This is a genomic window from Vreelandella sp. L-15, assembly GCF_056857635.1.
This window is the reverse complement of sequence record NZ_JBSXNN010000101.1, coordinates 65,938-78,941: the sequence shown is the minus strand read 5'-3', so window position 1 is coordinate 78,941 and position 13,004 is coordinate 65,938. Positions and strand designations below refer to the sequence as shown.

The following is a 13,004-nucleotide window of genomic DNA, read 5'->3' as shown; positions in this document are numbered from 1 at the left end:
CGGCCCCATAAAGATTGAATGAGAGCACGCCATGAAAACCGTCACCCTGAGCACTCTGCAGGCGTATAAGCGCGCCGGTGAAACGTTCAGCTGCCTGACTGCTTACGATGCCTCCTTTGCCCATGCCGCTAGCGCGGCAGGTATTGATGTCCTACTGGTAGGCGACTCCCTGGGCATGGTTCTGCAAGGCCATAGCAGCACTCTCCCTGTGACCATCGACGACATCTGCTACCACACCCGCTGTGCAGCACGTGGCAAAGGCCACAGCCTGCTAATGGTCGACCTGCCGTTTATGAGCAACGCCACCACCGAACGCCTGCTGGAAGATGGCGCGGCACTCATGCGCGCAGGTGCGGAGCTGGTGAAGGTAGAGGGCGAGGCGTGGATGGCCGACGGCATACGCGAACTGACGCGCCGTGGCGTACCAGTGTGCGCCCACTTAGGCTTGACGCCGCAAACCGTTTACCAGTTGGGCGGTTATAAAGTGCAGGGCCGCGAGGCCGAGCAAGCAGAAAAAATCATTAATGATGCCAAAGTGCTGGCCGAGGCAGGAGCATCGGTCATTTTGCTGGAGTGCGTACCCGCCAGTTTGGGCAAAGCGGTGACCGAGGCGCTGGACGTCCCCGTCATCGGGATCGGCGCAGGCCCGGATACCGACGGCCAGATTCTGGTAATGCACGACGTGCTAGGCGTTACCCATGGCCGCACACCGCGTTTTGTGAAGAACTTTATGGCGGACGCACACTCTATTCAAGGTGCGTTTGAGCAGTACCATGAAGCGGTCAAAACCCGCACGTTTCCCGCTCTGGAACACTGTTTTTAAGTGAGTGACAGCGAATCCCCTATGCGCACTTTGCAAGATATTAACGAGCTACGCGCCACTCTGCGCAACTATCGCCTAAAGGGCCAGCGCATTGCGCTGGTGCCTACCATGGGCAACCTGCACGCTGGGCATTTGGCACTCATTGCGACCGCCCGCCAGCATGCAGATGTGGTCGTCTCCAGTCTGTTTGTTAACCCAATGCAGTTTGGCCCTGGCGAAGATTTAGACGCCTACCCGCGCACGTTTGAAGCTGACCAGCGCCAGCTCACCGAAGCAGGCTGTGACCTTCTGTTTGCCCCCTCAGTCAGCGCCCTCTACCCCAACGGGCTGGCAGCTCAAACCTGTGTTCACGTACCTGAGGTCGGCGAAGGGCTTTGCGGTGGCTCACGCCCTGGGCATTTTGACGGTGTCTCCACCGTAGTGAGCATGCTGTTTAACCTAGTGCAGCCAGACGTCGCCTGTTTTGGTGAAAAGGATTACCAGCAGCTCGCGGTGATCCGCAAGCTGGTGGCTGATCTGCACATGCCCATCGAGATTATTGGCGTGCCGATTGTGCGCGCCGACGATGGCTTGGCGCTCTCCTCACGTAATGGCTACCTCAGCGAGCAGGAGCGCGCCATAGCGCCCACGCTCTACCGTACGCTGTGCGAGCTACGTGATGCGCTGGCCCAAGGCGAATCCGCCGAACAGGTACTACAACGGGGTAAAACCGCGCTGTATGATGCCGGTTTTACGCCGGACTATCTTGAGCTGCGGGATGCCACCCTAAAACCTGTGGCGGTCTCCACGCGCCATGCCGTGCTCTTAGCCGCCGCCAAGCTCGGCCCAGCCCGGCTTATCGACAATCTCAGCGTGCAGCTTCCTAGCGCTGCCACTGACTAGCCCGTCAGGCTAGCTCTTTACCCAGGAGTTTCTATGCATACCATTATGCTCAAAGCCAAGCTGCACATGGCCCGCGTTACCCACGCCGTTCTCAATTACGAAGGCTCGTGCGCCATCGACGGCGAACTGCTGGATATGGCCGGTATCCGCGAAAATGAACAGATTCAGATTTATAACGTGGAGAACGGCGAGCGCTTCACCACTTATGCCATTCGTGGCGAAGAGGGGTCACGTTTGATCTCGATCAACGGCGCAGCGGCGCACCTAGCCTCGCCAGGGCACCGCATCATTATTTGCAGCTACGCCCACTACTCAGAAGCCGAACTTGAAAACCATCAGCCTGCGCTGGTGTATCTCCAAGAAGGCAACCACGTTAGCCATACCAGCAACGCCATTCCGGTCCAATTGGCATAAGCTAATCATCTGAGAATGCGTTGTTATTTAACGGGCCGTTGATCGGCCTGTTTTTATTTGCCAAAAAAGCGTATTGCCGCAATGCACAATCTTCCCCTATGCTGATAGCCAAGCCTGTCAATACACGCTAATAACGATGTTAATAACAACGGATAGGCAGCGACGTCTATCTGCCATAGGAACGATGCAACACTTACTCAAGGAGTCATCGTATGCAAGACGTGGTCATTGTGGCGGCACGCCGCACCGCCGTAGGTAGCTTTGGTGGATCACTCGCTGGTATTCCTGCCAGCGACCTGGGCGCACTAGTGATTAAAGATATTATGGCTTCCACTGGGGTGGCTCCTGCGCAAATCGATGAAGTGCTACTGGGCCAAGTGCTCACCGCAGGCGTTGGCCAAAACCCGGCGCGCCAAGCAGCCATCAAGGCAGGCCTGCCAGACACCGTACCGGCCATGACGATCAACAAAGTGTGTGGCTCTGGCCTCAAAGCGCTGCACCTGGCGACTCAAGCCATCCGCTGCGGCGATGCCGAGATCGTGCTGGCCGGTGGTCAGGAGAACATGTCCGCCTCTCCCCATATTCTGCCGAACTCGCGCAACGGCCAGCGCATGGGCGACTGGAAGGCTATCGACTCCATGGTGCACGATGGCTTGTGGGATGCGTTCAATAACTACCACATGGGCATCACGGCCGAGAACCTGGCAGAGAAGTACGGTATCACGCGAGAAGCCATGGACGAATTTGCCGCCGCTTCCCAGCAAAAAGCTGCTGCCGCCATCAAAGAGGGCAAATTCAAAAGCCAGATTGTCCCGGTCGAGGTGCCGCAGCGTAAAGGCGACCCGGTGGTCTTCGATACCGACGAAAACCCTCGTGAAGTCACGGCAGACAAGCTGGCCGGGATGCGTCCTGCGTTCAAGAAAGACGGCACCGTGACGGCGGGTAACGCCTCGTCGCTGAACGACGGCGCGGCCGTGGTTATGCTCTGCTCGGCGGAAAAAGCCAAAGAGCTTGGCCTGGAGCCCCTAGCCCGCATTGCCGCCTACTCCAACGCAGGCGTCGACCCGGCCATTATGGGTATTGGCCCAGCCCCGGCAACACGCCGCTGCTTGGAAAAAGCAGGCTGGAGCTTGGATGACCTGGACCTCGTTGAAGCCAACGAAGCCTTCGCTGCTCAAGCGCTGTCGGTCAATAAAGAGCTGGGCTGGGACACGTCGAAGGTGAACGTCAACGGCGGCGCCATCGCGCTAGGTCACCCTATTGGTGCGTCGGGCTGCCGCGTGCTGGTGACACTGCTCCACGAAATGATCGCCCGCGATGCCAAAAAAGGCTTGGCGACGCTATGTATTGGCGGTGGCCAAGGGGTTGCACTGGCGATTGAGCGTCCGTAACACCTCTTAAGCGGAACGTAGAGAGAGTGCCCCCGCCACGCGGGGGCATTTTTTTCACTGGTCTTGCCAAGCCATTAGCGACGCTTCTCCCCCACAATGCGCGAGGGTGTGCGCCATACCAATAGCATCCCCAACAGAAACAGCCCTGATGCCGCCCACATGGCCATGGGCAGGCTGGTGGTATCAACCACTTGGCCACCTACCATAGCTCCCAGGCCAATCGACATATTAAAGACAAATGCCATCAGCGCCGTGGCGGCTTCCGTGTTAGGCGCGGTGCGCAGTATCCAAGTTTGAATGCTCACCGACACACTGCCAAAGACTGCGCCCCACACCATCAGCAGCATAACGCCGCTAGTGGGCTGAACACCTAATAGTGGGAATAGCGCCACGACTACCAGCAGTAGGCTGGGAATCGCCAGCACCGCACGGTAGGGATGTCGCCCAGCAAAGACACCCGCCGCGATATTGCCCAAAATCCCCGCCGCCCCGTAGAGCAACAGCAAGCTTCCGACGTGACGCTGGGCAATACCGCTAATCTCCTGAAGGATCGGGCTGATAAAGGTATAAGCGGCAAAGTGGCCAACCACCACAAAGCCCGTGGTCAGCACCGCTACCCGCACGCCACGATTCTTTAGCTGTTGCGCAAGCATCCGTAACCTTACTGGCTCGCGGGGCGGCAGTGGCGGTAGCCAGCGCCAAAGCGCCAACGCCGTGAGCAAACTCAAGCCCCCCAAGGCACCAAAGGCCACGCGCCAGTTACTGATATCACCCAGCAGCGTGCCCAACGGTACGCCGAGCACCGAGGCCGCCGCCACGCCGCCAAAAATGATGGTCATGGCCCGCGACACCTGATCGCTAGGCACCAGACGTGGCGCAATACTGCCCGCAATGGCCCAAAAACCGCCGATACTGATCCCCACCAACACTCGCGCCGCCAACAGTAGGGCAAAGTTGCTGGCCATGGCGGAGAGCACGCTGCCCAGCACCATCACTGCCATCATCAGCGTCAGCATGATACGGCGATCGAGACGCCCTACCGCCACCGGTAGCAGCGGCGCTGAAAACGCCGCCACGACGCCGGGCACCGTCACCATCAACCCTGCCATACCTGGGGTCACGCCCATCGATTCTGCCACCTGAGAGAGCAAACCGATGGGTAGTTGCTCTGCGGTCACCAACAAAAAAATGCCGATCATCACGGCCACCACCGCCCACCAACGCGGCGATTCCTGCTGCTCCATGCTATGTCCTCACATTCCTGACCTATCAAAACGACACCGCCCCCACAGCCAAGGGCTGCGGGGGCGGTAAATCCTACGCTGAGCACTCGTTAGCTAGCGACGTCCGCCTCGGCAGCTTCAAACGCTGCTTTCTCTTCTTCGGTGATCTCTTTGATCGAGAGCTTCACGCGGTTGCGGTTGTCGATATCCAACACCTTCACGATGACATCGTCGCCTTCGTTCAGGAAGTCGCGCACGTTATTGACGCGCTCCTGGACGATTTGCGAGATGTGCACCAGGCCATCGGTTCCCGGCATGATGTTCACGAACGCACCAAAGTCGGCGATACGTACGACCTTGCCTTTGTACAGCTTGCCGATTTCCGCTTCGGCGGTGATCGCCAGTACGGTATCGATCGCTTTCTTGGCAGCGGCTTTGTCTTCGGCGTAGATGCGAACGGTGCCATCGTCATCAAGATCGATCGATGCGCCGGTGTCTTCGCAAATCTTACGAATGGTGGCGCCGCCCTTGCCGATGACGTCGCGAATCTTGTCCGGATCGATTTTGATCGTCGCCATGGAAGGGGCGTTTTCCGACACCTCGTTACGGCTCTGGCTGATCACGGCGTTCATCTGCGCCAGGATACCGATGCGCGCATCGTGGGCCTGTTGCAGCGCAGTCTCCATGATCTCTTCGTTGATGCCCTCGATCTTGATGTCCATCTGCAGGGCAGTGACGCCCTCTTCAGAACCGGCCACTTTGAAGTCCATGTCACCCAGGTGGTCTTCGTCACCCAGGATATCGGTCAGCACCGCGTAGCCGTCTTCGTCTTTGACGAGGCCCATGGCAATACCCGCCACCGGGGCTTTCAGCGGAACGCCCGCATCCATCAACGCCAGCGAGGAACCGCACACGGACGCCATGGAGCTAGAGCCATTGGATTCGGTGATTTCCGACACCACACGGATGGTGTAGGGGAACTCTTCTTCGGATGGCAGCATCGCTTGGACACCGCGACGCGCCAAACGGCCGTGGCCGATTTCACGGCGCTTTGGGCCACCCATGAAGCCCGCTTCACCCACCGAGTAGGGAGGGAAGTTGTAGTGCAGCATGAAGCGGTCTTTACGCTCGCCTTCCAGCGACTCGATGAGCTGCGAATCGCGCAGCGTGCCGAGTGTTGCGACCGCAATGGCCTGGGTCTCACCACGGGTGAAGATGGCTGAGCCGTGAGTTTTCGGCAGCACGCCGACTTCGATGTTCAGCGGACGCACGGTGACGTTGTCGCGGCCATCGATACGCGGCTCGCCCTTGACCACGCGGGAGCGCACCACACGCTTCTCAAGCGCTGCGAACGCGCCTTTCACGTCATCCTTGCTGAACTTGCCTTCCGCTTCCTCTTCGCCTTCGGCAGCCGCTAACTGTTCGACGGCCGCGTCTTTCAGCGCTGCGAGTGCATCTTGGCGCTGCATTTTATCGGTGATGCGGTACGCCTCACCCACTTTGGCTTCAAAAGCATCGGCCATGGCCGTTTTCAAGGCAACGTTTTCTGCCGGCGCCTGCCACTCCCAGCGCGGCTTACCAGCGTCGGCAGTCAATTCTTTAATGGCGTCGATCGCGACTTGCATCTCCTGGTGGCCAAACAGTACGGCACCCAGCATTTCGTCTTCGAGCAACTCTTGCGCTTCGGACTCCACCATCAGCACGGCGTTTTCGGTACCGGCCACCACCATGTCCAGCTCGGAGGTGGTCAGCTCTTCGACGGTGGGATTCAGGAAGTAGCCTTGCTCTTCGTTGAAACCAACGCGAGCAGCGCCAATCGGGCCGTTAAACGGTACGCCAGAAATGCTCAGCGCCGCCGAGGTGCCCAGCATGGCCGCGATGTCCGGATCGTGATTACGGTCGGTGGATAGAACGGTACAGATCACCTGCACTTCGTTCATGAAGCCTTTCGGAAACAGCGGGCGAATCGGGCGGTCGATCAAACGCGACGTGAGGGTCTCCTTCTCCGTCGGGCGACCTTCACGCTTAAAGAAGCCGCCGGGGATTTTACCCACGGCGTAGGTCTTCTCTTGGTAGTGTACCGAGAGCGGGAAAAAGGGCTGGCCTGGGTTCACATCTTTCTTCGCCACCACCGTACACAGCACGACGGTTTCGTCCATGGTGACCATCACGGCACCAGTGGCTTGGCGAGCGATACGCCCAGTTTCGAGGGTGACGGTGCTGCGACCGTATTGGAACGTTTTTTTGACCGGATTCACGGCTACTTCCTTTAACATTAATAGCTACTTGTCTTTTCGCTTGGGTCGTTTGACTCGCCACCATTCTAGGCGTTGACGCGCCGTACGGCTACCAGAAACAAAAAAACGGGCAGCCCACAAGGAGCTGCCCGTTTCGAATCATTGCCGTTAAGAACTTAGCGGCGCAGACCCAGACGCTGAATCAGAGACTGATAGCGTTCGAAATCTTTACGCTTCAGGTAGTCCAGCAGCTTACGACGCTGGTTTACCATGCGGATCAGACCACGACGAGAGTGGTGATCCTGCTTGTTGGTCTTGAAGTGGTCCTGCAGGCCGTTGATGTTGGCGCTCAGCAGTGCAACCTGAACTTCAGGGGAACCGGTATCGTTATCGCCGCGGCCGTATTCGTTGACGATCTCGGCCTTTTTCTCAGCGGTTAATGCCATCTGTCTCTCCAGTAAGCAATATGCCTAAAAATGAATGGGTGAGACCACGCATATTTGCAGTCTCAGGCGACCATTTTCGCGCAAATCGCCACATCCTTGCAACGTTTTACCGCGATATTACGAACGAGCGACCGTACTTAACAGCCGCTTGGGGGCCACTTCCTGCGGCCCTTTTACAACGCCAAGGCCGATAAACGTCTCGGCGTGATAAAGTCGTGCCAACGCATCGGGTGCCAATTCATCGACGGTGAGCTCGGCTGACTGTCCGTGGGCCAGTCGGCCAAACGAGGTGTCATCGACGCTAAGCGACGGCAGGTGATCGACCAGCACATCCACGGGCATCAGTTCCGCCTCGCGGTCGGCTTGGCTAGCCAGTGCTTCCAGTGCCTCGAGTGTCCACATCGCATCACCATCGAACGGCCCGGTTTTGAGCCGACGTAGCTGACTGATATGGGCACCACAGCCCAGCGCGTGGCCAATGTCTTCCGCCAACGTGCGGATGTACGTGCCTTTGCTGCAGCTGACTTCCAGCTCGAACGCCGTGCCCTCGAACGAAAGCAGGCGCGCATCATACACGCTTACCCGCCGCGCTGCACGTTCAACCTGTTTCCCCTCGCGGGCCAACTCGTAGAGCTTTTTACCCTGATGCTTGAGCGCCGAGTACATGGGCGGCACCTGATCGATCTCGCCGCGAAAACGCGTCAAGACAGATTCGATGTCCTCGACCGCAAGGTTTGGCACCTCGCGCCGCTCCAGCACAGTGCCTTCGGCATCGCCGGTATCGGTGATCACCCCCAGTTCGACCCGGGTGCGATACATCTTGTCGGCTTCCAGCAGATGCGCGGAAAACTTGGTGGCCTCCCCCAGGCAGATAGGCAGCAAGCCTGTCGCCATCGGGTCCAGCGTGCCGGTATGCCCGGCTTTTTGCGCCTCAAAGAGACGGCGCACACGCTGCAGCGCGTGATTGCTGGAGAGGCCTTTCGGCTTATCCAGCAGCACCACGCCATTGACCGGTAATCCGCGACGGCGACGGGGCATTAGCGCGCCTCCTCACCTTGCTCTTCACTGCCGCCCTCGTCTTCCGCTTGACGGGCACGGTCAGAAGAGACCGCTTCGTCGATCAGCGATGAGAGGTGCTGGCCGCGCACCACACTTTCATCGAAATGAAAGCGCAGTTCGGGTACGTGACGCAGCTTGATGCGCTGGGCGATTTGGCTTCTCAGAAACCCTGCTGCACGTTTCAGTACCTGCAGGTTCTCCTTGATACGCTCGGGATCCTGTTCACCCAGCAGGGTGACGTAGATATCGGCGTAGCCAAGGTCACGACTAACGGTGGCCCCGCTCACCGTGACCATGCCCAAGCGCGGATCTTTCACTTCGCGTTGGATCAGTACCGCCAGCTCCTTTTGGAGCTGGTCGGCTACTCGGTCGGTACGCTTAAATTCGCGCATGCTTGCTCCTCGCGGCCTTACAGGCTGCGCTCGACCTTCACTTGGTCAAAGACTTCGATCTTGTCGCCGACCTGGACATCGTTGTAGTTCTTCACGCCGATGCCACACTCCATGCCGTTACGCACTTCTTGTACGTCGTCTTTGAAGCGGCGCAGCGATTCGAGCTCGCCTTCGTAGATGACCACGTTGTCACGCAGAACGCGGATACGCTTGCTGCGCGACACGGTGCCTTCGACGACCATACAGCCAGCCACCGCACCGATCTTCGGCGCGCGGAACACGTCGCGTACTTCGGCCACACCCACGATCTCTTCTTTCCACTCGGGGGCGAGCATACCGCTCATCGCCTGTTTGACTTCGTCGATCAGGTGGTAGATGACACTGTAGTAGCGCAGATCCAGACCTTCACGCTCGATGATCTCACGAGCAGCGGCATCGGCACGGACGTTGAAGCCCACCACGATGGCTTCCGAGGCCAGCGCCAAGTTGGCGTCGGTACCGGTGATCCCCCCCACACCAGAGGAGACCACGGCCACCTGCACTTCTTCGGTGGAGAGCTCTTCCAAGGCGCCTTTGATCGCTTCCAGCGAGCCCTGTACGTCGGCTTTGAGGACGATGTTGACCTTGGCCACTTCGTCTTGGCCCATCTGGCTGAACATGTTCTCCAGCTTGGCCTTCTGCTGACGCGCCAGGCGTACTTCGCGGTATTTACCCTGACGGAAGTTAGCTACTTCGCGGGCTTTCTTCTCGTCGGCCACGACCATGAAGTCGTCACCAGCATCTGGTGTGCCGTCGAGACCTTGGATCTCGACCGGCATGGCGGGGCCAGCGGTATCGACCTGCTTGCCTAGCTCGTTGGTCAGCGCACGTACGCGACCGTAATGCAGGCCAGCCAGGACGATATCACCCTTCTTCAGCGTACCGTTTTGAACCAGCACGGTAGCGACCGGACCGCGCCCTTTATCCAAGCGCGACTCAACTACCACACCTTTACCCGGTGCCGACGGAACGGCTTTGAGCTCGAGTACTTCAGATACCAGCTGGATGGCTTCCAGCAGATCTTCGATGCCTTCACCGCTCTTCGCAGAGACGTGAACGAACTGCGTATCGCCGCCCCACTCTTCCGAGATAACGCCGTGCTGCGACAGCTCGTTCTTGACACGATCAGGATCGGCCTGGGGCTTATCGATCTTGTTCACGGCCACGACCATCGGTACACCAGCAGCTTTCGAGTGCTCGACGGCTTCGATGGTTTGCGGCATGACGCCGTCGTCGGCCGCCACCACCAGGATGACCACGTCGGTGGCTTTCGCACCGCGAGCACGCATGGCGGTAAACGCCGCGTGACCCGGGGTATCCAGGAAGGTCACGCCACCGTGGTCATCTTCCACATGGTAGGCACCGATGTGCTGGGTAATACCGCCCGCTTCGCCAGTGGCGACTTTCGCACGACGGATATAGTCCAGCAGCGAGGTCTTACCGTGGTCAACGTGACCCATGACGGTGACGACCGGTGAGCGGGTGATCTCTTCGCCTTCGTAGGAGATGCCTTCCAGCATTTCCGTTTCCAGCGCGTCATCTTTCACCAGTTTGACCTTGTGGCCCATCTCTTCCACCACAATCGCCGCTGTATCCTGGTCGATTGTTTGGTTGATGGTCACCGCAGCACCCATGGTGAACATGGCCTTGATGACTTCGTTGGCCTTGATCGACATCTTGTCGGCCAGCTCAGCAACGCTGATCGACTCAGGGATCGAGACTTCACGAACGATCGGCTGCGTCGGCTTCTGGAAGCCGTGCTTGCCATTACCACTTTGGCTAGCACCACCACGACGTCCGCCACGGCGCTCGGCACGCTTCACTTTCTTGCCGCCGCCGCGCTTACGCTCTTCGCGATCGCCACGATCATCGTCGTCGTCACGACCTTTCTTCTTCGCGGCTGCCTTTTTCGGCGGCGCAGTACGACGATCGGTACGGCCCTCTTTCGGCGGTGCCGGCGGCAGATCATCGGCTACCGGCGTGTCGTCGATTTCAAGCTCGGGCACTTCGATATCCGGCACTGCAGCGGCTTTGGCTTTGGCCTTCTCTTCCGCTTCTTTACGCGCGGCGTCTTCGGCAGCTTTGGCTTTCGCAGCGGCGGCTTTCTCTTCAGCGACGCGGGCATCGCGCGCTTTACGCTCTGCTTCTGCTTCCGCCATATCGCCTACCAACTGACGCGGGCCAGAGTGCTTGGGTTCAGGCGCCTTCGGCTTCTCATCTTCTTCGCGCTTAACGTAGGTTTTCTTCTTACGAACCTGTACTTCGATCGTTTTACCGCGCTCGCCGGTCTTGATGCGGCTGCGGGTTTTACGGGTCAGCGTAATACGGTTTTTGCTCGGTTCGCTGTCGCCGCCGCCGTGGCTTTTCTTCAAAAAGCTTAGCAGTGTCTGCTTGTCATCTTCAGACACGGCGTCGTTTTCTGAAGCATGCTTCAAGCCAGCTTCTTTCATCTGTTCCAATAGGCGGGGCACATCGCGGCCCACCTTTACTGCAAAATCTTTAACTGTCATATCTGACATAGTGACCCTCCTCAGCCCGTGACCTGTTTACTGTGTGTTTGAATCCGATGTGTCATCGACTTCAAACCAGGGCGCACGGGCAGTCATGATCAGTGCCGCTGCGCGCGCTTCGTCCAACTCCTCGATATCGACCAGATCGTCGACAGACTGCTCGGCGAGATCTTCCATTGTGACGATACCGCGGCTGGCCAGAATGAAGGCCAGGTGGCGCTCCATACCGTCCATCTCCAGCAGGTCATCCGCTGGTTGGGCACCGTCCAGCGCTTCTTCCGAGGCAATCGCCATCGTCAGCAGCTCGTCTTTTGCGCGTGCACGCAGCTCTTCCACCAGCTCTTCGTCGAACTCTTCGATTTCGAGCATCTCTTCCAGCGGCACGTAGGCAACTTCTTCCAGGGTGGTAAACCCTTCCTCCACTAGCAGGCGAGCGACCTCATCATCGACCCCCAGATGATGAACAAAGGAATCCACCAGGCTGTCGATTTCCTGCTCGCGCTTGGACTCCGCTTCATCTTCGGTCATGACGTTGATCCGCCAGCCGGTCAATTCAGACGCCAAACGCACGTTCTGGCCGCTACGGCCAATGGCCTGTGCCAGGTTGTCCTGTGCCACGGCGACGTCCATAGCGTGCGCATCCTCGTCCACCAAGATCGAGGCCACGTCGGCCGGCGCCATGGCGTTGATCACCAGTTGAGCCGGGTTGTCGTCCCACAGAACGATATCTACACGCTCGTTTTGCAGCTCAGATGATACCGCCTGAACCCGTGAGCCACGCATACCGACGCAGGCACCGACCGGATCAATGCGGCGGTCGTTGGTTTTCACTGCGATCTTGGCACGTGAGCCGGGGTCGCGAGCAGCACCTTTGATTTCAATCAGCTGCTCGGCGATTTCCGGCACCTCAATTTTGAACAGCTCAATGATGAATTCAGGGCAGGTGCGTGAGAGTTGCAGCTGCGCACCGCGAGCGTCCGGGTCAACCTTGACCAGCAGCGCGCGAACACGCTCGTTCATCCGGTAGCGCTCGCCGGGGATCATCTCGTTACGCGGCAAAAACGCTTCGGCGTTTTCTCCCAGATCAATGATCAGGCCGTCACGGGTGGTCTTCTTAACGATACCCGCAACGAGTTCGCCTTCACGGTCAGCGTACTGACGCACGACTTCGGCACGCTCGGCTTCGCGCACTTTCTGCACGATGACCTGCTTGGCAGTTTGCGCGGCGATACGCCCGAACACGGCGTTTTCGATCTTTTGCTCGACCACATCGCCCAGCTTCAGCGGCGGGTCGCGCTGCTCGGCAATGCTCTGCTTGATTTCATAGTCTGGCGTTTCGAATTCGTCATCTTCGACCACGGTCCAGTAGCGGAACGTATCGTAGTCACCGGTGCGGCGATCAATATGAACGCGCACATTGGCTTCTTCGTGCTCAAAACGCTTACGCGACGCGCTGGCCAGCGCGGCTTCTACCGCTTCGAAGATGACATCGCGGGGGACGCCTTTTTCATTAGAGATCGCGTCCACGACCATTAAAATTTCTTTACTCATGCGTTTGCCTCGCCAGAAAACCTGTCCTTTTGTGCAT

General features: G+C 58.6%; 11 protein-coding genes. 4 read left to right on the top strand and 7 right to left on the bottom strand.

All coding sequences use genetic code 11. From position 1 onward, the window contains the following. Positions 1-31: 31 nt before the first annotated feature. From panB to AC13CY_RS16425, 4 genes are all read left to right on the top strand, one after another. Positions 32-823, top strand: a complete 792-nt coding sequence (gene panB / locus AC13CY_RS16440) for a 3-methyl-2-oxobutanoate hydroxymethyltransferase (protein WP_253556962.1) — start codon at positions 32-34, stop codon at positions 821-823. Positions 824-844: 21 nt separating this feature from the next. Beyond that, positions 845-1,705 (top strand): pantoate--beta-alanine ligase, encoded by an 861-nt coding sequence (panC, locus tag AC13CY_RS16435; RefSeq protein WP_230834821.1) that lies wholly within the window; start codon positions 845-847, stop codon positions 1,703-1,705. 33 nt (positions 1,706-1,738) lie between these two features. Then, complete coding sequence (gene panD / locus AC13CY_RS16430; RefSeq protein WP_009723730.1) at positions 1,739-2,119, top strand: aspartate 1-decarboxylase; 381 nt, start codon at positions 1,739-1,741, stop codon at positions 2,117-2,119. Between the two features lie 212 nt (positions 2,120-2,331). Beyond that, on the top strand, positions 2,332-3,510 hold the full coding sequence (locus tag AC13CY_RS16425) for an acetyl-CoA C-acetyltransferase (protein ID WP_044629480.1): 1,179 nt from the start codon (positions 2,332-2,334) through the stop codon (positions 3,508-3,510). Positions 3,511-3,584: 74 nt separating this feature from the next. Here AC13CY_RS16425 and AC13CY_RS16420 read toward each other — a convergent pair whose 3' ends face one another. The 7 genes from AC13CY_RS16420 to nusA form a co-directional block, all read right to left on the bottom strand. Further along, a complete protein-coding gene (locus tag AC13CY_RS16420) occupies positions 3,585-4,754 on the bottom strand; it encodes an MFS transporter (protein WP_137094226.1) in 1,170 nt (389 codons plus the stop codon). Positions 4,755-4,843: 89 nt separating this feature from the next. Then, positions 4,844-7,009: a polyribonucleotide nucleotidyltransferase gene (gene pnp, locus AC13CY_RS16415; protein WP_137094224.1), complete on the bottom strand. Its 2,166-nt coding sequence runs from the start codon at positions 7,007-7,009 to the stop codon at positions 4,844-4,846. A gap of 137 nt (positions 7,010-7,146) precedes the next feature. Continuing rightward, complete coding sequence (gene rpsO / locus AC13CY_RS16410; protein WP_009723734.1) at positions 7,147-7,416, bottom strand: 30S ribosomal protein S15; 270 nt, start codon at positions 7,414-7,416, stop codon at positions 7,147-7,149. A 117-nt stretch (positions 7,417-7,533) separates the two neighbouring features. Further along, the gene (gene truB, locus AC13CY_RS16405) at positions 7,534-8,454 is read right to left on the bottom strand and encodes a tRNA pseudouridine(55) synthase TruB (protein WP_062360559.1); all 921 of its coding nucleotides are present in this window, start codon (positions 8,452-8,454) and stop codon (positions 7,534-7,536) included. Beyond that, positions 8,454-8,867, bottom strand: coding sequence for a 30S ribosome-binding factor RbfA (gene rbfA / locus AC13CY_RS16400; protein ID WP_044629476.1), 414 nt, complete (start codon positions 8,865-8,867; stop codon positions 8,454-8,456). The genes truB and rbfA overlap by 1 nt, the downstream gene beginning before the upstream one ends. Positions 8,868-8,884: 17 nt before the next feature. Then, the gene (infB, locus tag AC13CY_RS16395) at positions 8,885-11,425 is read right to left on the bottom strand and encodes a translation initiation factor IF-2 (RefSeq protein WP_058578290.1); all 2,541 of its coding nucleotides are present in this window, start codon (positions 11,423-11,425) and stop codon (positions 8,885-8,887) included. Between the two features lie 27 nt (positions 11,426-11,452). Beyond that, a complete protein-coding gene (nusA, locus tag AC13CY_RS16390) occupies positions 11,453-12,967 on the bottom strand; it encodes a transcription termination factor NusA (protein WP_044629474.1) in 1,515 nt (504 codons plus the stop codon). Positions 12,968-13,004: the final 37 nt, after the last annotated feature.

Coding starts and splice junctions, on each gene's coding strand:
- AC13CY_RS16425 (WP_044629480.1), top strand. CDS start 2,332: ATGCAAGACGTGGTCATTGTGGCGGCACGCCGCACCGCCGTAGGTAGC.
- infB (WP_058578290.1), bottom strand. CDS start 11,425: ATGTCAGATATGACAGTTAAAGATTTTGCAGTAAAGGTGGGCCGCGAT.
- rbfA (WP_044629476.1), bottom strand. CDS start 8,867: ATGCGCGAATTTAAGCGTACCGACCGAGTAGCCGACCAGCTCCAAAAG.
- AC13CY_RS16420 (WP_137094226.1), bottom strand. CDS start 4,754: ATGGAGCAGCAGGAATCGCCGCGTTGGTGGGCGGTGGTGGCCGTGATG.
- panC (WP_230834821.1), top strand. CDS start 845: ATGCGCACTTTGCAAGATATTAACGAGCTACGCGCCACTCTGCGCAAC.
- pnp (WP_137094224.1), bottom strand. CDS start 7,009: ATGTTAAAGGAAGTAGCCGTGAATCCGGTCAAAAAAACGTTCCAATAC.
- panB (WP_253556962.1), top strand. CDS start 32: ATGAAAACCGTCACCCTGAGCACTCTGCAGGCGTATAAGCGCGCCGGT.
- rpsO (WP_009723734.1), bottom strand. CDS start 7,416: ATGGCATTAACCGCTGAGAAAAAGGCCGAGATCGTCAACGAATACGGC.
- truB (WP_062360559.1), bottom strand. CDS start 8,454: ATGCCCCGTCGCCGTCGCGGATTACCGGTCAATGGCGTGGTGCTGCTG.
- nusA (WP_044629474.1), bottom strand. CDS start 12,967: ATGAGTAAAGAAATTTTAATGGTCGTGGACGCGATCTCTAATGAAAAA.
- panD (WP_009723730.1), top strand. CDS start 1,739: ATGCATACCATTATGCTCAAAGCCAAGCTGCACATGGCCCGCGTTACC.